The 21,980-nt window shown below is 59.7% G+C and carries 13 protein-coding genes; 8 read left to right on the top strand and 5 right to left on the bottom strand.

Annotated features, from left to right (window positions below; translation table 11 throughout):
- Positions 1-11: 11 nt before the first annotated feature.
- The 4 genes from D0T21_RS05620 to D0T21_RS05605 all read left to right on the top strand — a co-directional run bounded on the left by D0T21_RS05620 (position 12) and on the right by D0T21_RS05605 (position 5,295).
- A complete protein-coding gene (locus D0T21_RS05620; RefSeq protein ID WP_116989066.1) occupies positions 12-1,160 on the top strand; it encodes a sugar diacid recognition domain-containing protein in 1,149 nt (382 codons plus the stop codon).
- A gap of 105 nt (positions 1,161-1,265) precedes the next feature.
- Positions 1,266-2,654 (top strand): amino acid permease, encoded by a 1,389-nt coding sequence (locus tag D0T21_RS05615; RefSeq protein WP_116989065.1) that lies wholly within the window; start codon positions 1,266-1,268, stop codon positions 2,652-2,654.
- A gap of 138 nt (positions 2,655-2,792) precedes the next feature.
- Entirely contained in the window at positions 2,793-4,094 is a 1,302-nt protein-coding gene (locus D0T21_RS05610) for a sodium:proton antiporter (protein ID WP_116989064.1), read from the top strand.
- A gap of 61 nt (positions 4,095-4,155) precedes the next feature.
- The gene (locus tag D0T21_RS05605) at positions 4,156-5,295 is read left to right on the top strand and encodes a GNAT family N-acetyltransferase (RefSeq protein ID WP_116989063.1); all 1,140 of its coding nucleotides are present in this window, start codon (positions 4,156-4,158) and stop codon (positions 5,293-5,295) included.
- Here the strand turns inward: D0T21_RS05605 and D0T21_RS32845 are convergent.
- The 5 genes from D0T21_RS32845 to D0T21_RS05585 all read right to left on the bottom strand — a co-directional run bounded on the left by D0T21_RS32845 (position 5,257) and on the right by D0T21_RS05585 (position 14,433).
- Positions 5,257-5,679 carry a DUF3304 domain-containing protein gene (locus D0T21_RS32845; RefSeq protein ID WP_373886662.1) on the bottom strand — a complete coding sequence of 141 codons (423 nt, stop codon included), beginning with the start codon at positions 5,677-5,679 and terminating at the stop codon, positions 5,257-5,259. The genes D0T21_RS05605 and D0T21_RS32845 overlap by 39 nt on opposite strands.
- A gap of 241 nt (positions 5,680-5,920) precedes the next feature.
- Positions 5,921-7,210 (bottom strand): T6SS immunity protein Tli4 family protein, encoded by a 1,290-nt coding sequence (locus D0T21_RS31555; protein WP_147328027.1) that lies wholly within the window; start codon positions 7,208-7,210, stop codon positions 5,921-5,923.
- Positions 7,211-7,245: 35 nt separating this feature from the next.
- Positions 7,246-10,509 (bottom strand): phospholipase D-like domain-containing protein, encoded by a 3,264-nt coding sequence (locus D0T21_RS05595; RefSeq protein ID WP_116989061.1) that lies wholly within the window; start codon positions 10,507-10,509, stop codon positions 7,246-7,248.
- Positions 10,510-10,516: 7 nt separating this feature from the next.
- Positions 10,517-13,765 carry a type VI secretion system Vgr family protein gene (locus D0T21_RS05590; RefSeq protein WP_229211344.1) on the bottom strand — a complete coding sequence of 1,083 codons (3,249 nt, stop codon included), beginning with the start codon at positions 13,763-13,765 and terminating at the stop codon, positions 10,517-10,519.
- Positions 13,762-14,433, bottom strand: coding sequence for a hypothetical protein (locus tag D0T21_RS05585; protein ID WP_229211343.1), 672 nt, complete (start codon positions 14,431-14,433; stop codon positions 13,762-13,764). The genes D0T21_RS05590 and D0T21_RS05585 overlap by 4 nt, the downstream gene beginning before the upstream one ends.
- A gap of 374 nt (positions 14,434-14,807) precedes the next feature.
- Here D0T21_RS05585 and D0T21_RS05580 point away from each other — a divergent pair, with 374 nt between their 5' ends.
- The 4 genes from D0T21_RS05580 to tagF are packed head-to-tail and all read left to right on the top strand — an operon-like array spanning position 14,808 to position 21,979.
- Positions 14,808-15,647 carry a M15 family metallopeptidase gene (locus D0T21_RS05580; RefSeq protein WP_116989060.1) on the top strand — a complete coding sequence of 280 codons (840 nt, stop codon included), beginning with the start codon at positions 14,808-14,810 and terminating at the stop codon, positions 15,645-15,647.
- 37 nt (positions 15,648-15,684) lie between these two features.
- A complete protein-coding gene (locus D0T21_RS05575) occupies positions 15,685-17,070 on the top strand; it encodes a hypothetical protein (RefSeq protein WP_229211342.1) in 1,386 nt (461 codons plus the stop codon).
- Between the two features lie 32 nt (positions 17,071-17,102).
- Positions 17,103-20,996, top strand: a complete 3,894-nt coding sequence (gene tssM, locus D0T21_RS05570; protein WP_229211411.1) for a type VI secretion system membrane subunit TssM — start codon at positions 17,103-17,105, stop codon at positions 20,994-20,996.
- A complete protein-coding gene (gene tagF / locus D0T21_RS05565; RefSeq protein WP_116989057.1) occupies positions 20,993-21,979 on the top strand; it encodes a type VI secretion system-associated protein TagF in 987 nt (328 codons plus the stop codon). The genes tssM and tagF overlap by 4 nt, the downstream gene beginning before the upstream one ends.
- Position 21,980 lies beyond the last annotated feature (1 nt).

Below are 21,980 nucleotides of genomic sequence, written 5' to 3'. Positions count from 1 at the left end.
GAGAATCGCCCATGTACATACTCAGCACCGAGCTGGCCCAGGACATCGTCAGCCGGACCATGAAAATCATCCCCTACAACGTCAACGTGATGGATGCCAACGGCACCATCCTGGCCAGCGGCAATCCGGCGCGCATCGGCGAGCTGCATGCCGGCGCCATGCTGGCCCTGGCCAAGCGGCTGACGGTGGAGATCGACAGCGCCAGCGCGCGCAATATGCACGGCGCCCAGCCCGGCATCAACCTGCCGCTGACAGTCAACGGCCAGGTCTGCGGCGCGGTCGGCCTGAGCGGCGTGCCGGACCAGGTGCGCCAGTTCGGCGAGCTGGTGCGGCTGACGGCGGAGATGATCCTCGAACAAGCCCACCTGGCCGGCGAGTTGCAGCGCGATTCGCGCTACCGCGAAGCCTTCGTGCTCAACCTGATCCGCCATGACGCGACGCGCGAGGCCGACCTGGCCGCTTGGGCGCGGCGGCTGGGCGTCAATTTCGAGCGCAGCCATCTGGTGTTCCTGCTGGAGCTGGACGACAAGGCGATGGGCACCGACCAGGCGCTCAGCGAGCTCCAGCGCCTGCAACTGCGCATGCTGGCCCGGCAACCGTCGGCACTGACAGCCTCCGCCGGCGCGCACCAGTTGGTGCTGCTGGACTTCTACGACGCTCCGCCCTCCCACGACGCCCACTGGCCACAGCGCCAGCTGCAAGCGCTGGCCGCCATCCTGCACGAGGAATGCCAGCAGCCGCACACGCTGACGATGGGCATCGCCGAGTCCGGCATGGCCGGGGTGGCGATCTCCTACCAGAGCGCGCAGACCGCCGCCCGTATCGGCCGCGCCCGTCATCCGCGCCGCTCCCGCTTCAGCTATTACGAGCAAACCCTGCCGGTGCTGTTGTCGGGCCTCGGTTCAGGCTGGGAGGCCGCCCAGCTGCGCCTGCCCATCGCCCGCCTGAAGGCGCAGGATAAAAACAAGGAGTTACTACAACGCACGCTCAATGTGTGGTTTGAACACGACGGTCACCCGGCCGCCACCGCCGAAGCCCTGCACGTGCACCGCAATACGCTGGATTACCGGCTGCGCCGCATCGGCGAGATCACCGGCCTGGACCTGGGCAAGCTGGAGGATCGTTTCCTGCTATATATCTCATCGTTATTAACAACATAACTCTCTCGGCATAGCCAGAAACTTACTGTATTATTTGCCGTCGCCCGAGCGCCCACAAGGCACACACTCGGGTACGGAGATAACCAAAATAAAACTGGAGCCATTTTGAGCCTTTTTCGCACTAAGAACCTGGACGATATGATCGCCAACAGCCGCAAACCCGGCGGCCTGGCGAAAGTACTCGGTCCCTTCGACCTGATTCTCATGGGCATCGGCGCCATTGTCGGCACCGGTATTTTCGTACTGACCGGCACCGGCGCGGTGACGGCCGGCCCGGCGCTGACCCTGTCCTTCGTGGTCGCTGCGATCGCCTGCGGCTTCGCCGCCCTCTGCTACGCCGAATTCGCCTCCACCGTGCCGGTGGCCGGCTCCATCTACACCTACACCTACGCCACCCTGGGCGAACTAGCCGCCTGGATGATAGGCTGGGACTTGCTGCTGGAATACGGCCTGGCCACCTCGGCCGTGTCGGTCGGCTGGTCCGGCTACTTCCAGTCGCTGATCGCCGGCTTCGGCATCAACCTGCCGGTCGAGCTCACGGCCGCGCCCGGCGCGCTGCCCGGCGTGCATACGCTGATCAACCTGCCGGCGCTGTGCATCATGCTGATCCTGACCGCCATGCTGAGCTGGGGCGTGCGTGAATCGGCCCGCCTGAACAACATCATGGTCGCCATCAAGATCGGCGTGGTGATACTGTTCATCGTCGTCGGCGCGCGCCACGTCGAGCCGGCCAACTGGAAACCGTTTTTACCGTTCGGCTACAACGGCATGCTGAGCGCCGCGGCGCTGGTGTTTTTCGCCTTCATCGGTTTCGATGCGGTGACCTCGGCCGCCGAGGAAGTCAAGCGTCCATCGCGCGACCTGCCGATCGGCATTATCGGCTCGCTGGCCGTCTGCACTGTGCTGTATGTGATCGTTTCGGCCATCATGACCGGCATCGTGCCGTACAAGCAGTTCCTGGGCATCGACCATCCGGTGTCGCTGGCGTTGGAAGTGGCTGGTGAAAAATGGTTCGCCGGCTTCGTCAATCTGGGCGCCATTCTCGGCATGACCACCGTGATCCTGGTGATGGCCTACGGCCAGACCCGCATCATCTTCGCCATGTCGCGCGACGGCCTGCTGCCGAAACGCCTGTCGACCGTGCATCCGCGCTTCCATACGCCGTTCTTCGCCACCTGGCTGGTCGGCATCGTGTTCGGCCTGATCGCCGCCGTGGTGCCGCTGAACGTGCTGACCGAGCTGATCAACATCGGCACGCTGGCCGCCTTCAGCCTGGTCTCGATCGCCGTGGTCATCCTGCGCAAGACGCGTCCCGACCTCAAGCGCGCGTTCCGCTGCCCTGGCGTGCCGGTGATTCCGGCGCTGGCCGTGATCTTCTGCGTCATGCTGATGACCTACCTGAGCTGGTTTACCTGGGTCGCCTTCGTGATCTGGCTGGTGATAGGCCTGGCCATCTACTTCGGCTATGCCCGCAAGCATTCTCTGCTGAAATAAATCCGCTGTTTGCCCGGCGAGGCCAGCTGCCTCGCCAGCGCCCTTCCCGACCCTGCCGATACGCGCAGGGTGCTCTACCCCACAGACCGCAACCACAAACTCGCCTAGCCTTTGACTCGTCACTGCGAAGGAAAGTGTGTGAACACCATTCAATGGTTCCTGCTCGTCGGCTGCCTGATGCTGGCGCGCGGGCTGGCGGCCAGCACGATCGCGAAGTCGCCCTTTACGTCGGCCATCGTCTACCTGGGCGCCGGCATCCTGCTCGGGCCGACCGCCCTCAACATCTTCGGCTTCGATCCCAAGCTGCAATCGGCCTTGCTGGAAGTGCTGACCGAGGTCGCGCTGCTGATCTCGCTGTTCTCCGCCGGGATCAAGATGCCGGTGCCGTTCAAGCGCCAGCGCTGGGACGCGCCGTTGCGGCTGGCCTGGTTGTCGATGTCGCTGACGGTGGCACTGGTGGCGCTGTTCGGCTATTACGTGCTGCACCTGCCGGCCGGCGCCGCCGTCCTGCTCGGCGGCATCCTCGCGCCCACCGATCCGGTGCTGGCTACCGACGTCCAGGTTCGTCACGCTGGTGACAAGGACCAGCTGCGCTTCACGCTGACCTGCGAGGCAGGTATGAACGATGGCAGCGCCTTTCCTTTCGTCATCCTGGGTCTTGGCATGCTGGGCGTAGTCGATACAGGGGAGCACCATCTGCGCTGGCTACTGACCGATGTGCTGTGGGCGACGGCAGGCGCGGTGCTGATCGGCGTGGCTGCCGGCGCGCTGGTGGCGCGGCTGAGCTGGAGCTTGCGCGGCTGCGATCCCAAGCACGAAATCATGGATGACCTGGTTGGGCTGGGCATGATCGCCGTGGTGTACGGCGTGGCAACGCTGTGCAAGGCATCGGGCTTCCTGGCGGTGTTCTTCGCCGCCGTGGCCTTGCGGCAAACCGAATTGGTGCTGGCCGGTGCGCCCAAGGATCGCCACGGCCTGATGGAGCCGGATACGGCCAAATCTGAAGCGGCCATGACCAGCGAAACCCACGAAGCGCCGCTGATCGTCAGCGCCGGATCGCTGGTATTCAAGGAGCATCTGGAGCGCTTGTCGGAGCTGACCTTGGTGCTGCTGCTAGGCGGCATGATCTCGTTGAAAAGCATGCAGTGGGACGCCTTGTGGATGGCCTTGTTCCTGTTCGTTATCGCCCGTCCGCTGAGTGTGTTCGCTGGTTTGATCGGCAGCGACACCAGCCTGCGCATGCGCGCAATGACCGGCTGGTTCGGCGTACGCGGCATCGGCTCGATCTACTACCTGATGTTCGCCATCGAAGCGGGCCTGGCGCCGGAACTGGCGGCGCAACTGACGCGCATCGCGCTGTTTGTCATCATGCTGTCGATACTGGTGCACGGCTTCAGTGTCAAGCCCTTGATGGACACAGTGTGGCGCCGGCGCCGCTGATCGCATCGTTTCGACTTGCATCAAGGAGCTTCGGCGCGGGATGTGGGATCGTCTTGCGACTATGTCCAACGATATCTACCTCATTGAAGACGCTAGCGACCGCATCGGCGACAGCGCCCTGCTGCAGCGCTGGCGCGAGCTGCTGGCCGAGAGCGAAAGTCACGATCGCGTGTATCAGAGTCCGGAGTTCTTCCACTATCTGCGCAGCACGGCAAAACGGCACGCACCGCCGCGGCTGTTCACGGTGCTCGAGCGCGCCAGCCGGACCGTGGTCGGCGTGGTGCCGTTGGTGCTACGGCATCACAGTTTTGAATTTAGCGCTGGCCGCTTGCGCTTCGGTTCGTTGCCGGCATTCAGCGTGGCCCTGCTCGGTAGCGCGCCATTGATGCCCGAGCGGCCGGGCCTGCTGGATTTGCTGTTTGAATTCCTGCTGGAGAAATTCCCAAAGTGTCACGCGATCTCGTTGACGTCGTTGCCGTCGGACAGCAAGCTGTGGCGCAGCATCAGCGACGACGCCGGCAACGCACGTGGCTATCGCAAGCACTTGCTGAACAACTGGCGCGACTGCCATCAGATTCCCTTGCCAGCCAGCTTCGAAGCCTTCATGGCGCAGTTCGGTTCCAAGCGGCGCTACAACCTCAAGCGGCAGCAACGGCAGTTGCGCGACCACGGCGGCGGGCAACTGGAATTGCATCGCATTGAACGGCCGGAGCAATTGGCATCCATGCTGGAGGCGTTGGCCAGGTTGATCACGCCTGAGCATCGCGCGCAACTATGGACGGAGGAGGAAATGCAGGGACTGGCGCAACACGGCATGCTGCTGTGCTACCAGATCGATTGCGGCGGCCAACCCTGCGCGCTGATACTCGGTTTGCGATCGAGCGACACGCTGCACCTGTTCAACATCTTCCACGATAGCGCGCTCGACCATCTATCAGTAGGGACCACGATACTGCATATGGCCATTGAGGATCTGTGCGGCCATCGCTTCGTCTGTATCGATCTCGGTTACGGCACGCCCGGCCACAGCTACCAATCCAGCAATGTCACCGTACAACGCGGGCATGTGCTGCTGATGCGGCAGGGCCTGAGAAATCGCTTGGTGTGCGCTTTGCACGGCTCCTTCGTTGCAGCTACCGCGACAGCACGGCGACACATCAAATTAATTTCCAGGGCGAGGGAAAGGATAGCCAGGATATAGATTTGTTTTTGTAGTGACCAGAACTCTTACGGTGTCATCAGGGTAAAAATGTACAGCTAGAAAGCCAATATCCTCTTCTGAATATTTTGGGACTACAACGACCTGTTCTTTAGATGGACTAGCATTCTTTTCATCATAATTCCACCTCACTGTGACCGTCAGATCTTTACTCCATTGACGAGGTAGCGATACGCAACACACAAAACTGCCACCACCTCCATTGGCATAAATGCTAGCGCCGCTGTAACCATTCACCGAAAAGTCCTCGACGTGCCTTTTCGTATAGTTAATTCCGCATAATTCTATACTCGCATTATCGCTTCTGCATCCAGCAAGAAAAAATGCGATGGTAGTTAACCACAAATAAATAAATCCGGAACTCATGGTCGACATTCAATACGTCTTCATGGATGGATCCACAGCGTGCCGCAGCGAAGCCGCCTTATGCAGCAAGGGTGGAGTTTTGCAGTCTTCAGCAGTATTTTCATACTGGCTTTTTGTCATCGTGACACCTCGGTAGTTCCTTTAGTGTTCGTTTGCTTGCCGAATTGACCCGCTCAGTTTGACCCGCCCCCCCTCGCAAACACTGCGACCTTGTCGTAGCCCCTTCAAAACCCAGTTGATATCAATTAGAAGAAATTGCAATTGGCCTTAAGCGAATAGAGCGCAAAACCTGTTCGAAAACTGCCCGCCCCTCCACAATGGGTGGTGGTGTTTTTCCGTGAAGGCCGGGACGAACAGGCTTGTTGTAGGACGGTTCATTGGGCTGGGCTGGTAGCTTGAGACGATAATCATCAGATGTTATTGCAATCATATGTAAAATAATATGCGGCTTATCTAAACTATTAGCATCGCCGAAAGTTTCAGCTTCGAATTCGTACGCTTGATCTGCTGGGCGGCAACTGCCGGCGGAGCAATTGTCGCCAAACTCATGACCAACTGATCTCCCTGGCATTCCAGCAATATTTTCTGCTATAGGGCCGTAGACTTTTTTCACACCAAGCAAGTGCAACTGAGCATTTTCAGCATTCATATTTGGCATTTTTTGAATATCCGCCTGATCTCTTCTTGTAGCAACGTTTATTTTTAACGTAAACAAGAGATTAGGATATTTTGCGCTTCTAAATAATATATCAGACTCGGAGTTCTCTATTTTTTTTACTTCACTAAAGAATCCGAATGGTGTACAAAATCCGGGCGTTTTAGGGATATCTGAGACCGCTCTCTCTCGGTATACTTTTCTGAATTGCACGTACTGCTGTGCGGCTGCTTCCGGAGTTAACGGGTTTTTAAGTTTCAGAGTACCTTCAACCGTTCTTATTCTTTGATCTTCCTTACTTAAATATCCAAATCTGAATTCATCCCCACGACGAAGCGCAAAAGCGTCCGATGTCATTGACTTTGATTCACCCGATACTGCCGCCTCATATTTCAATTCTTCAAATTCCTTCTTGGATTTCGCCACCATTCTATCAATAGACTCAAGTTGATCAGTTGGGGCACTTTTTTTTGAATTTTCCCAATGTAGAATATCTTGCTTTCGGCTTTCAAGCCCTGCCGAATATGTGGTCTTCTCTACTAATTTTGTCTTAGCCTCAAAATATACGGTTTTTAGTTTATTTTTAGAGGTAGGGATTGTTTCTGAAATTTTAAAATTTTCGATTTTTGCACCATTTGATCCAACATCATCAATACCTGGAAAACCGTAAACGTCTTGATTTCTTTCATTAGTGGCAGCCATATCAGCCGGCGCTGGAAGGTCGATCAAAAATCTATCAATGCAAATAGTTGAATTATCCACATTTTTTTTATAGTCGTGAATATCTGTAGCTTCACAAGTCTGAAAATTAAAAATGGCACCGGTTAATAGTAATGATATTTTCGCAACGCAGCGTGCATATTTTTCAGTCTTCATTTCTTCACCCAGCAACATATTCCATTAAAATTAATTTAAGCCACATCCGAAGAATGGTTGTCATCTTCTAACATCGTTAAAGCCATAACGCTCATCTGGCCCGGATGGTTATTTTCACCTAAAGTCCAATAAGTAGGCAGTTTTGTAAAAAATCCTTTTATTTGTGCAGGACGGGCCGAATTTTTATTTTCAGGCAACCAAAAATCGTCGTGAAATGGCATTTTTACACTCAGCCGGCCCGCTTTTTCAGCCGAAATTCCAGGTGGACACACAGGCCATATAGATGCTCCTTTCGGCGGCTCATCGATACTCCAAGGAATATGGGGGAACGCCTCCGAGTAGGCTTGCGCATTATACTTGGCTAGACTCTGAATTTCTTTAATGGTTTCTTCTGCTGCAGGTCGCTCGATGAGCGCTTCCATCGACTTCGCTGGCTCTACGATTCCAGTTTTTTCTGCACTTAGAGCAAAGTGTTTTTTCCAAATATCAACTCGTAATTTTCGTGCAAGCGTATTCACATGAGTGACATTTTTACCTATAGTTTTCTTTTCTTGAGAATTGTCCAATAACATGACCGCAATTTCGCTATCTCGTTTTCCACTCTGACTACGATCATTAATATTGGCACTGCCGACAATCACATGGCGATCATCAACAATCAATAATTTACTATGAATATATATTTGTTCAGTACGCACCTTGCCAGATACAACTTCACAATTTCGGAGATTCAACAGGGTAAGATATTCCCCCCAAGCCATATCGGGGATATTTTGATATGGCGCTTTATTATTAACTACTTTACCTGCAATTTTTAGCGAAGCATCCCAAGCATCTTTGTTGAGAGGTTTTTTGCATATTTTTTTTGCAGCGATTGCACGTTTTATGCTATTGACCAGACTATGGTCTGCAAAGACCAAGCTTTGCATCGTCCAGTGAATTTGCCCAACTACAGTAATGTCGTTCAATCTCCCCTCCGGATGCACTGGCAACACCAAATATACGTGAAAAGGTTGATCATGTCTTATAGCTTGAGCAATCCTATCTGCCAAAGCCTTTCCTATGCCATTCGAAGGAAGCAGTTTCTTTCCTGGTTCAAAGCCAGCACTACTCACTTCAGCAGTGAGGCGGTTTGCTCGTTGACCTATCATGTACCGCATGGGAGCGGACACCAACTGCTCCGCCGCTCTGGTGAACACATCGATAGAAGGTAGGCCGAACTCTGTTTGATAAAACTGGTTTTCAATATAAATAAAATCTGTTGCTGCGTTGATCAGGGTTATCATCTGATCCTGAATTTCATGCTGTTCTTTAACAGGTGAAGTTTTATCCCTACGTGACAATGCCTCTTGCTTGCATAGTTTAAGGGGAGCGCTACGCAGTACGCGGACCGCAACCCCAGACCGCTTCTCAGCAGCACCACTAGGCCGAGGTGGCGGCACAAAGTCCCCATCAATGAACATTGATTTCCTCGCCACCGTGCCGATAAGGTTCGCATAGCTATCTTTGTCAGTAAGATGTTTTGGAAGCATGTCAGTCATTGTTTTATCAGAAAGATAACTATTCTGACAAGCATTCCATCGCCCGATAAAGTTCATAGCGACGTCGTCAACGGAGGGGCCTTCAATTTGTACGTGGACGTCCTGCCAAGGCTCACGGGGCTGCCCAGAGCCCAAGACCTTGCTAGCTGCAGCCTTAGTCCCTTTTTGTAAAAGGAACGGATGGGCCGTGGCATGTGCCCAACTTATAGCTAACTGTGAAGTGTAAATGACCTTAGCCAGGCGCATGAATCGATCCAACAGCGCTTGCACATTTTGCTGGCTCAAGTTTTGTAGTGCCACATCCAAACCGTGGTCGCCCAAAGCTATAATTGCCAAAACCTGTTCGTTCAGTAAAGTACGTACCTCATTGATTCCTTGAATGATCGCTTGTTGCAGGATATTCATCCCCACCCCGACAGCCGCTTGCGCTTGGCGCCCGGCTGTCTTGGCATGATTTGCTCCACTTTCAACTACAGGACCGATTCCGATACACACATCTCGCTCGGCGTTGGCGGCGTATTGAGCAACGCTTCCTACGGCAGCAGCTCCATTAATGAATGTATTGTAGGCAAACCGATCTACGCGTTCAGATAGCTCCAGCGTGGCCGGCAATATTGACTGCGGTTTCGGATCCACGCGTAAATAGCTTGCTGGCGACAGGAACTTTGTCAACTCATCTACCCCTGAGTTCCAGCCCTCTCGGGCATCGGCTTCAACTTTCCGCAATTTCCCCGGGATCGATGAAGTCGGCTCCGCACTGATATTTAAAGACTTGATCCCACCGTAAATATCTGGAATTTGCATGGCCGCACACTGGCGACTCAGTGCCTTACCAGCGGCGACAGCAGCATCGGCGCTGGCCACAGCGGCTTGTTTGGTGCCTTTCGCCGTTGCCTTCAACGCCGCCACCTCGGCATCCATCTGATTTCGAGAAAATTGATTGACCAAAGAGACTGCGTCAAGAGTAAGCTTCTTTGTTGGAAGCCAAACCTTCTCGATAAACTCAGAGACGGCACCCGGCTCCGTATTGCCGCCCGCATTCCAAGTCCCTGCTGTTAACGTGGTAGTTAACAAATCCAACATTGAAAGGGCACGCCCATCTCTATGATCGATTGACTTGTTTCCTGGTACGCCGGGGTTGTAACGCTCATTGAAACTCCGCTTTCCTGGATCGAGCGAAAAACTGTTATCGTCATAACGCCCATATGCCAAATCCATGCCACCAATGTAGGCGGTTTTATTATCAATCACGATCATCTTCTGATGGTGACTAAATGCGGCCCCTTCAGTACCGACGTAATCGCTTTGCGCACCTGCAGGGCAACACATCGCCTGCATATTCTTAAGACCCGCGTTGAGCTGAAAAATGGCCAGCATAGTATCCAAGTCACCGGTATTCACGCCGACCTTGGGTGATAGCCAGGGCATCACATAGACGCGGAACTCGGGAGAACTTTTTATACAATCGTGAAGGATATCAATAAGACGTTCTCCCGGAACTAGCTCCACATCCCAGTTCACCTGCCAACCGGCGATAAAGATACATTTCTTGGCCGCCTTCATTTTTTTGCTGAGTGCCTCGAAAAAATCCTTCCCTGTAGTGAAGCATTCCACGCTGTTGTTTTGTCTCAGCGGAGCAAAAGGCGCAAGTTCTTTATGGTCCTGACGATGTGCGTCTGCGTGCCCCGCCGCTTGACCACGGACGATTTGTCGATCGCCATCGCCTTTCAATTTGATTGGTGTAAAAGCGTTGCTCATGACAGGTCTATTTGATCTTTTTAAAGAAATTGTAGGCGTTAGATTCGCCCGTCGATTCGCCAGCGCGCGTGCGCTCCTTCTGGCTTTCCTGGGTCGCTACGTGTATGCCGGGCTCGTCGGAGAAGTCCAGCGCGGCCAGCGCATGCAGGTTCTTCTGGCTTTCCGACCAGTCGTCGCGCTCCTCATATACGTTCAACAGCCGTTGCATGCCGGGCGCTAACAACAGCAGGTCGTTCGGCCACCGCGCTACCGCCACCGACAGGCGCAGCTCTTGCATCGCTGTCATTGCCAGTTTGCCAGCGTCATCCGAGCGGCCTTCGACGATCACGCGGTCTCGCGCCGTACCGCCGGTTCGGACAATCTGCCAGTCATATTGACTGAGCGGCGTTGCGTCAGGGCCGGGCAACGCTGTCAGCATCAAGTCGAATTTCAACGGCTGCGGCTTGGAATCGGATTTCGGTAACTTCGGCAACGGGTAGTTCAAAGCTTCCGGCCCCGCAAAACTCTTCGTGCCCGCATGGATGGTGATTTTGCCGGGGCACTGCACCGTGATATTGCCACCATCGATGGTGATATTGGCGCCACCCGCCGTCGACAGCGTGATGCTCTTGGCGGCGGCCCAATCGACAAAGGCATTGGCGCTGACCAGATTGACCTCATCCCGCGCCTGCACCTTCAGCACATCCGCTTGTGCCTGGATATCGACGGCATCCTTGGCGGCGATCATTTGCACACCAATATTGTTCTCGCCCGCTTTGACCGCGCCACCCAGCACACCGATGGCCTGTTGGGTTTGCACACGCAACTGACCGCCACTGACGAACTGTGTGTCGGCGCCGCTCATCAAGGCGATTGTTTCGCCATTGGACAGCTGCATTGCCTGCCCTGCGGTCACGCTCAGGCCGCCCTTGCCACTGACGGCGATGATCGGCGAACTGGCATGCGGCAATTGATCATCACCGGGTGCCGTTTTCTTTTCCTCGGCATCAGCCTTGGCTGCACTCAGGCTGGCATTGCCCACCATGCCCGACACCGCAGCCAACATCGCCTTCAACGGCGCCGACTTGTCGTTCAGCGCGCTCTCATCTGCTTTGCTCGCGCCGATGTGCGTGGCCAGCGCCACCGTTTCATGCGTCTTGGCCGCGTCGCTGAACGTCTGGCCCAGCTGCACCGCCTGCTTCAGCAGCGCGATGCCGGCCGAGTTATCGCCCATCGGATCGCGCTCGCTGGCGCTGTGACTGATCGCATAGCTCGACACCAGCAATCCGCCGGCCGCGCGCACCGCACCGTACGCATCGGTGCGCAGCTCGGCGCCCTGCCCGCGCAGACTGCCGCGATAGTTGTCGGCACTGTGGATCAAATGGCCCAACGTCAATTCGCTGGCCGCATGCGTCGAGCGCAGCTGCACGCGCCCCTGCGCGTCGGTATCATCGAACAGTAGCTGGTTGTAGCCGGACGCGCCAAACTCCTTGCTGCGCACGCCCCACTGCGCCGCCGCGTTGCCGTGGCCGGCAGTATCGGCGGAAGCGCCGTGCCACAAGGGACTATTGCCCGCCGCCAGATTGCCCTGCGCGGAAGGCGCATGATCGCTGGCCGGATTGAACAGCGCTGCCTGGCTGTCGCCAGCCGCCTGTCCCGCCGGAGTCGGCACCACGCCGCCCTCGCCCTGGCCGTTGTACAAGGCGCCGAGGATGATGGGACGGTCGATATCGTTCTCGATAAACTGCACCAGCACTTCCTGCCCCACGCGCGGCAGGAACTGGCTGCCCATGCCGCCGCCGGCCGAACGCTGCGCGACGCGCACCCAGCAGGTGGCGTCGCCGCTGTCCTGCCAGTGATAGCGGATGCGCACGCGGCCCAGCGCGTCGCAATGCAGCTCGTCAGCGCCGGCAGGCTGGTCCAATCCATCAAAGCCAACGACGATCGCGCTTTGCGCGCCCGACGCGGTTGGCTTTGGATGATTGCGGCCATCGCTGTCCGGCAGTTGCGGACGCCAGATCACGTCTGCCGCGATCGCTTCAAAACTGTTGGCATAGCCTGTCTTCCGCGCCTGGTCGATCACCAGCGCAAAGTCGGCATCGCGCTGCGGCGCCAATTCTTCCAGCAATTCCGGAATCGGGCCAAACAGCTCAGCCAAGCCATGCTGGGCCGGTGACGGTAGGTTGTTAACACCGACGCTAGTCACACGCAACACGGTGTAGGCCGGCACTGCAGCGCCCTCGGCCGAAGCCAGCGGCCCCTGCGTGACATTCACGCGCCGCCCGGCCGCCATAGTGCGCACCGTCGATCGGCCGCGCCACAACTGGCTGCGCGCTTCCCGCCCCTGCATTTGCAATTCGGCGTAATGCTGCGCCAGTCCGCCGTCTGCATAAGCGTATTGGCCGGGAGCGTCGAAGCTCTCCAGCGCCGGCAATTTCTCGTACTGCTGCATGGCCGGCGCACTGGCGCTGACGGCTTTCTTGGCCTTGTAATCGTAGCTGAGCAAAGTGGTCAGCGTGGCCGACACGCTGCGCCGCGCCTGCAAGGCCTGGATGGTGTCTTGCTGCTCGCCGGCGCGCACGCCGTGGAAGCGGATACCGCCGCCGGCCTCGCTGCTGGCGTCCTCGGGCACCGCGCTGAGCTGGCTGCTGTCGGCGAACAACACCAGGCACAGGCCGTCCTCGCTTTCCTCGAAGCGCCAAACCAGGCCCTCCTCGGTCAACAGGCGCAGCACGAAGTCGTAATCCGACTCACGATACTGGCAGCAATAGCTACGCGCCGGCACATCGGCCAGGAAACTGTCGACCTCTTCACTCCAGCGCCATTGCGCCAGCGGCTGATAGATCTCAAAGACCGATTCAACGATCTCGATCACCGTCTTGTCCTGCCAAACGCGACTATTGCGCACCTGGCTCAGGCGCCACAACCACGGCGTCAAGCGCAAGCGGAAGCGCGCCAGGCCGCCTTCGCTGCCCAGCATGGCTGCCTGCGTGATGTCGCCGCTGAAGGTGGTGCGGCTGCCGTCCACCAGGCTCACTTCGAGGCTGGCCGGCTTGCCCAGCAACGGCGCCAGTTCGACGTGCGCGTTAGTCGACAGCACGATGATGTCGCGCGCGCCCGTGCCCTGCACCACGTCGTCGGCGGAAAAAGCTTCCACCAGCAAACCGCCGGCGCCCAGGTCCGCGTCGTCGTTATCCAGCTTCAGCGCGTACAGCCGCGTGGCGCTGGAGAACTGCGCTAAGGCCGTGGTGATTTGTTCCAGTAAGGCGATACTCATGAGTTCGATGCGGTCTTGGCGCCGGGAGCAGCCTTGCATTCCGGCTCTTTCTTGGCGTCGGCTGCGCACAGGCGCGCGCGGCACTGCTCTTCGCCGGCGGCGTTGTACTGCTTGCAGGTCTTGAGCTGGTCGGCAGGCGTGCTGGTCTTCTTGACCGGCGGACGGGTCTGCAAATGCGCCATCAGCGCGGTGATCAGCGTGACATCGTTGTCCGGCTGCTTGGCCGCCGGCTTGTCCTTGTCCTTGGCCGGCGCGGTTTTCTGGGCCAGCTTGACGTTGTCGGATTTGTGCTCCGGCTTGTGTTCGGCCTTACGTTCGGCCTTGTGTTCGGGCTTGCGCTCGGCCTTGGCCAGTTGCGGCGCCTTCGGCTGCGGCCGTTCCAATGCCTGCATCAGTTCGTCGGGAGCGGCCTTGGGCTTGGCCGGGGCGGTCAGCATTTCCTTCAGCGACGGCAGCTTCTCGGACACCGGAGCGACGACAGGCGTCTCCTCCAATATCGCCGCGGTCGACACTTCGGACTCGGCCGACGCAGCCGCAACGGCCACAGGTTTGACCGGCGCTGCGACCACGGCGACCGGCACGCTGTCCTCGTCCGGCGTATTGCTCATCCAGGCCAGCGCACCGCCCACCGCCGCCAGCACGCCGACACCCACCGTGCCCCAAATCATCAAACCACCAGGACGCTTGCCCGGGCTGCGCGCAACGGCGCTCGCCGGCGCAGCCGGTTTATTGTCCAACGTGCTCAGAATGCGCTGGCGCTCCGCCTCCGCTTGCTGTTCCGAGGAAAGAAGACTGGGCCTGCCCCCCTTTGAAGGGCGATCGTCTTGACGTTGCAAAATGTACTCCTTGTTAATTTCGCATTACTTTACGCGATTCAAGGAAAACGCGACGCATATTACAAAGTCAACCGTGCGCACCCCGGATTTCCGTCGTTTCATAGGGCGATTTCAATCGTGCGCTGGATTGTCATAACTGTAAGATATACTCAAAGCAATGCTTTAAGGACACTATTGATGCAACTTTATGCTGGAGAGGAACTGTCGTGCTGATACTGGCAATCGCACTCTATTTCGTACTTGCCTGCTTGATCAGCTGGATGGTCCTGTTCCCGGCCGGACGCGAATTCGTGCTCAACGCGCTGGCCGGCGCCGGCCAGCGGCTGCAGCAGCGCATGAGCCAGGTCGCCCAGCGCCGCCAGCAGGATGCCAGCGCGCTCGGCCGCACCGGACGCGCCTCGGCCGGCGAAGTCGGCGCCTTCCTGCGCCAGCACTATGTGTTGTGCCTCGGTGGCGCGGCGCTGATCTGTTTGCCGCCGCTGCTGGCGCTGATGATGAGCTCCAAAAGCACGTTGAGCGGCTTCGAAACCTCGACCAGGGAAGTCAACACCCAGGTCGCCGATCTGCTGCAAGGCGAGCAACTGGTGCCGCCGCAGGCGCTGCCGCCGCTGGTGTTTGCCTCGGCCGAAGTGGCGCTGGAGCGGCCGATGCTGGTCTCCGCGAGCCGCGACTGGGCCTTGATGGACGCCGCCTACGCACAGCGGCTGCTGATGGCCTTCAAGATCATGAAGGAGAAGCACGGCTACGACATGGCGATCCTGGAGGGCTACCGCAGCCCGGAACGCCAGAACAAGCTGGCCGCGATGGGACCGAATGTCACCAACGCGGCGGCGTTCCAGAGCTGGCACCAATACGGCCTGGCCGCCGACTGCGCGTTTCTGCGCGACGGCAAGCTGGTGATCTCGGAAAAAGATCCGTGGGCCATGCGCGGCTATCAGCTCTACGGCGAAGTAGCCGAGTCGCTGGGCCTGACCTGGGGCGGACGTTGGAAGATGATGGACTTCGGGCACACGGAACTACGTATGCCCGGTGTGATGAAACGATAAGGCACGGTTAAAAATGGCGGCATGGCTTAAAAATTTGATGATAGCGGTCCTGGCGTTCGGCGCCAGCTGGATAGGCGCCGTCTGGTACTGGCAGGCGAACAACCGCGTGCCGGCCGGCGCCGATCTGGTGCTGTACCTGCTGGTACTGCCGCTGGCGTTGCTGGCCGTGTTCTGGCTGGGCCGAAAAATCTATCGCGCCGTCAGCGCGCCCGCAGCCACTGGCGCCGCAACCGGCGATGCCGCCGCGCAGGACGCAACGCCGGCCGAACCGGCATGCGGCCCGTCGCTGTCGCTGGTGGCTGCCGCCGTGCGTGCACCGCACGGCATGTCGCCCGCTGAATTGAGCGCCGCGCTGACCGACGACAACCCGCGCCCCGCGCTGGATCCGGAACTCATCGACGCCTATGGCTATCCGATCATGAGTGCCCGCATCGCCGATCTCGATGCCGAAGCGCTGCGCGCGGAAATGTCGGACTGGCTGACCACCAACGCACTGGCCCCGCACTTCAGCGACGAACAATGGCGCGCACTGAGCGCTGGCAGCGAAGTGGTGAACGAGTTGTCCGGCCATCTTGCCGGCCACACGCTGCTGGAAGCCCACGCCGGCCACATCGCGCAACGCCAACCATCGCCGCTGCCAATGCTGCAACTCCATCCTGTGTGGCCGCCCGAATGGAAGCCCGAACAGCGCCAGGCCACCGTGCAGTGGTTCCGCCACCTGGCGATCCAGGCTGGATGGCCGGACGACCGCATCACCACTGCCCCCGAACGCGGCGCGGCCGATACCGAGGCTGGCACCGTGCTGGCACGGCTGCTGTCGAACGAGCCGCCGGCGCTGGCCCTGGTCGTGGCCTGCGGCTCCCACATCGGCGCCGACAGCGTCGAACACATGGACAACGCCAGCGCGCTATTCAGCACCAATCATCCGCAAGGCCGCATTCCCGGCGAAGGCGCGGCCGGCCTGCTGCTGGCCGACGCCGCCCAGGCCAAGCTGCTGGCGTTCGGCGCCGAGCTGCCGCAATTGCTGGCCATGAGCAGCGGCCAGCTGCCTCACTCCGCCGACGCATCCAAGCGCTCCAGCGCCGACCTGCTGCAAGAACTCAGCACCAAGGCGCTGCACGGCGCCGGCCGCGAAGCATCCTCCATCGCCCTGATCGCCGCCGACACCGACCACCGCACCAGCCGCGTCATGGAGTTGATGGGCGTGGTATCGGCATCGACGCCGCAGCTCGATCCCGGCGTCGATGTGCTCAGCGTCGGCGCCAGCTGCGGCAGCTGCGGCGGCGTCACCTGGTTGACCGCGCTGGCCCTGGCGCGGCAGGAAGCCGAGAGCCGCAACGCCGCCATCCTGTGCATCAGTAATCTTGACCCGTTCCGGCGCGATGTCGCCGTGATCGGCCCCGCCGTTGCCGTACCTGTTTGATTTTGACGAATTTTTCTAGAGCCCCAATCATGATGCAAAAAACCTGGCAATTCCTGACGACCCGCAACAGCCTGATCGTGATCGGCTGGGTGGCCTTCGCCGCCTGTTTGCTGATCGCCGCCGCCATCTTCGAGTGGCCGGCCAGCGTCGCCTGGACCGTGCTGGCGATCGCGCTGCTGTTCGGCGCCATCGTCTGGCTATGGCGCCGTCAGCGCCGCCAACGCGCCGCCGCGCAGCTGGGCGACATGCTGGAACAGCAGGTCAACAAGACGCCCGCCAAGCCCGATCCGACCCAGCGCCAGGAAACGGACGTGATCCGCAAACGCCTGCTGGACGCCATCTCCACCATCAAGGGCTCGAAGATCGGCCAGTTCTCAGGCAACGCCGCGCTGTACGAACTGCCGTGGTATATGGTGATCGGCAATCCGGCCGCCGGCAAGAGCACGGCCATCGCCAGCTCCGGCCTGCAGTTCCCGTTCGCCGACACCAAGATCGTGCAAGGCGTGGGCGGCACCCGTAACTGCGACTGGTTCTTCACCACCGACGGCATCCTGCTCGACACGGCGGGCCGCTACTCGGTCGTCGATGAAGACCGCGGCGAGTGGTTCGGCTTCCTCGACCTGCTGAAAAAATACCGCAAGAAGGCGCCGATCAACGGCGTCATCATCGCCGTCAGCATCGCCGAGTTGACGCGCAACCGTCCGGAGTTCGCCATCAACCTGGCCAAGAACCTGCGCCAGCGCGTGCAGGAACTGACCGAACGCCTCGAAGTGTATGCACCGGTGTACGTGGTCTTCACCAAGGCCGACCTGATCACCGGCTTCAACGAATTCTTCCAGGACGCCGAACGCGGCGAGCGCGATAAAATCTGGGGCGCCACCCTGCCCTACAGCCAGTCGACCACCAGCGAACAGATACTCGACCAGTTCGACGCCCGTTTCGATGAGCTGTACGACGGCCTGAAAGACCTGAGCCAGGCCAATATGGCGTTGCAATGGCGTGAGCGCATGCCGTCCGGCGTGTTCACCTTCCCGCTGGAATTCAGCTCGATCAAACCGTCGCTGCGCGCCTTCATCGCCACGCTGTTTGAAGAAAATCCGTTCCAGTTCAAGCCCGTGTTCCGTGGCTTCTACTTCACCAGCGCCTTGCAGGAAGGCGAATCCGTGTCCGCGTCCTCGCACCGCGTGGCACAGCGTTTCGACCTGAAACTGCAACCGCAGGAACATGAAGAATCCCATCAACAGCAAGGCTACTTCCTGCTTAACCTGTTCCGTAAAGTGATCTTCGCGGACAAGGACCTGGTCGCCCAATACGCCAGCCCGGCCAAGACGCGCATGCGCTACGCAGCCTTCTTCGCCGCCACCGCCTTCGTCGGCCTGGCGCTGGCCGGCTGGAGCTGGTCGTACATGAACAACCGTCAGCTGGTCGCCAACGTCCAGGCGGACCTGGACCAGGCCATCAAGGTGCAGCAGAACCGCATGGACTTGCAATCGCGCTTCCAGGCGCTGGAGATCCTGCAAGACCGGATCGAGCAGCTGGACGGCTACCGTGAACACCGCCCGCTGTCGCTGGGCCTGGGCCTGTACCAAGGCGACCTGCTGGACCGCAAACTGCGCGAAGAATACTTCTCCGGCGTGCGTGAAGTGATGCTGAAACCAGTAGGTCAATCGCTGGAAGCCTTCCTTGCGGAAGTCAACAGCGGCGCCGCGCAGCTGCAACCGATGGCCAAGCCGGTGACGGCGGCGGCCACCGCCGCAGCCGGCGGCGCGGCAGTCGACGCCTCCGCCTCCGCAGCCCCGGTCAACAACGGCGCCACCCAGTTCAAGGACGCTTCGCCGGCCAACGCGGAAGACGCCTACAACGCGCTGAAAACCTACCTGATGCTGAGCGATAAATCGCGCGCCGAAGCCGGCCACCTGAACGACCAGCTGACCCGCTTCTGGCGCGTCTGGCTGGACGGGAACCGCGGCGCCATGCCGCGCGAGCAGATGATACGCAGCGCCGAGCGCATGATCTCCTTCTACCTGGCGCAGGTCAACGACACCTCGTGGCCACAGATCGACGGCAAACTGGCGCTGGTCGACCAGACCCGCGACAACCTGCGCCGCGTGGTGCGCGGCATGCCGGCCCGCGAGCGCGTCTACGCCGACGTCAAGGCCCGCGCCGCAACCCGTTTCCCATCGATGACCGTGGCCCGCATCGTCGGCGACCAGGACAAGGAACTGGTACTGGGCAGCTACGCCATTCCCGGCAGCTTCACGCGCCAGGCGTGGGAAGGCTTTGTGCAGGAAGCCTTCCGCGACGCGGCCAATCGCGAAATGCAAAGCGCCGACTGGGTGCTGAAGACCTCCTCCAAGGACGACCTGACGCTGGAAGGCAGTCCGGAACAGATCCAGAAATCGCTGGTGGAACTGTACAAGAACGACTACGCCAAGGAATGGGAGAAGTTCATTCAAGGCGTTACCATCCGCGACCTGGAAGGCTTCGACAACGCCGCCGCAGCCATGAACCGCCTGGGCGATCCGCAAACCTCGCCGATCAACAAGCTGGTAACGACGGTCTACGAACAGACCTCGTGGGACAACCCGTCGCTGCTGGACGCCGGCCTGCAACGCGCGCAACGCGGCGTGTCCGGCTGGTTCCGCGAGACCATCCTGCGCCAGAAACCGTCGCAGCTCAACATCAACGTCAGCAGCTCCGGCAACGTGCAGAACGCCGCGCTGCCGCTGGGGCCTGTCGGCCGCGAGTTCTCCGGCGTCGCCCGCCTGGTGGTCACCAAGGACAAGGACGCATCGCTGATGCGCGGCTACATGGAGCAAATGTCCAAGCTGCGCACCCGCTTCAACCAGATCAAGAACCAGGGCGATCCAGGCCCGGGCGCCAAGCAGCTGATGCAGCAGACGCTGGACGGCACCGGTTCCGAACTGGCCGACGCGCTCAAATACGTCGACGAACAAATGCTGACCGGGATGACCGATGCGCAGAAACTGGCGATCCGTCCACTGCTGGTACGTCCGCTGATGCAAACCTTCGCCGTCATCGTCAAACCGACCGAGACCGAAATCAACAAGGTATGGGCCGCACAAGTGCTGCAACCGTTCAGCAAGAACCTGGCCCTGAAGTATCCGTTCGCGACCGAATCGCGCGCGGAAGCCACCAACGCCGAAATCGGCGAGATCTTCGGACCGGATGGCGCCATCGCCAAGTTCTTCAACACCACCATCGGACCGTTGGTGGTGCGTCGCGGCGACTCGCTGAGCGCCAAGACCTGGGCCGACATGGGCGTCAACCTGGCGCCGCCAGTGGTGGCGGCCTTCCCTAACTGGATCGCGCCGCTGTCGGCGGCCGGCGTCGCCAACACCGCTGCATCTAGCGGCGGCGAGGCGCAGACCATGTTCGACTTGCAGGCGCTGGGCGCGGTCGGCGCGACCGAATTCACCATCGAGATTGACGGTCAATCGCTGCGCTGGCGCGGCCAGCCGCAGCCATGGGTGCACATGGCTTGGCCGAATCCGCAAGGTGTGCCTGGTTCGAAGATCACTGCGATCACGCCGGAAGGCCGCTCTGTCAGCCTGTTGAGCGAACCAGGCCACTTCGGCCTGAAGAAAATGATCGACGCCGCCAAACGCAAGCGCAAGGACAACGGTGTGTTTGAACTGAGCTGGGACAATGCCGGTGTAGTTGTCACCGCCAACCTGAAGATCGTCACCACCACGCAAGCCCCGGCGCCGCAACCGGTGCAGGCGGCGCAAGGCTTCAAGCGCCTGCGCCTGCCGGAATCGATCATCGCCGCCGGTCCGCTCCCGGCGCCAGCTGCAGCACCAGCCGCCCCGGCTGCACCAGTCGCGCCGGAGGGAACGCCCGCGCCCAAGCCGCTAGCAGCGCCGTCGCGCACCGCCGCCGCCACCTCGGGAGCCGTTCAATGAGCCGCGGCGCCACGCCGATCAGCGTCGGCTACTTCGGCAAGATTCCAAGCCGGGGCGATTTCGTCAAAGGCAGCGACAGCCCGGCACTGATCAAGGTGCTGGACGACTGGCTGTCGCAAGCGATGGACCTGCTGAGCACAGACGCCCGCTGGAAGCTGAACTACGACGCCGTCCCGCCGTTGCACTTCGCCTTTGTCGGACCGCGTCGCCGGCATGCCATCGCCGGCCACATCGTCGCCAGCAGCGACCAGTCCAGCCGCCGCTACCCCTTCCTGATGATGGGCGCGATGGAAGTGGCCGAGCCGACCGCCTTCGTCGAGAACTCCCCGCTGGTGCTGACCCGCCTGTGGAACCGCCTTGAAACGCTGACCAACGGCGTGCGCGAAGCGGGCGACCCCACGCTGCCGCTGCAAAGCGCCGCCAACCACATGATCGAACTCGATCTGCGTCCGGCCGCCTACGATGCCGCCTTCGAAGACTTCCTCGAACTGCAAACCGTGGGTGCGCTCGACGCCATGCTCGCGCAGACCGGCTTCCAGGGCTCGGTGAGGCAGATCCTGCTGGCATTGGGCATGCTGCTGCAACCAGTCATGGCAACCAGCTCCAGCCGCCTGGAGAAAAGCCTGCTGCTGCCGTTGCCGACCGATCCGATGTACCGCAACCTGGTCGCCGCCTTCTGGATGCACCTGATTACGCCATTCCTGGCGCGCGCCGATTTCGAACTGGCGCTGTTCGTCACCCGCATCGAGCAGCGGCCATCGCTGGTGCTGGGCTTCAGCGGCGCCTCGGCGCAGACGCTGCGCGCGATCATGGATCCGCAAACGGCGCTGGAGCACCACATCGACTTCGAACAACTGGATTGGGTGGAAGAGCAGATCGACTCCGACTACGGCATCAAGAAGCTGTCCACCTACCTGGCGCAAGCCAACCTGTCACTCAAGTCCGCGCTGGATTCCGTCGGCGCGGCGTTTATCGGAACCTGAC

Source organism: Duganella sp. BJB476 (assembly GCF_003416895.1).
Lineage (GTDB): Bacteria > Pseudomonadota > Gammaproteobacteria > Burkholderiales > Burkholderiaceae_D > Rugamonas.
This window is presented reverse-complemented; position numbering and strand designations above follow the sequence as displayed.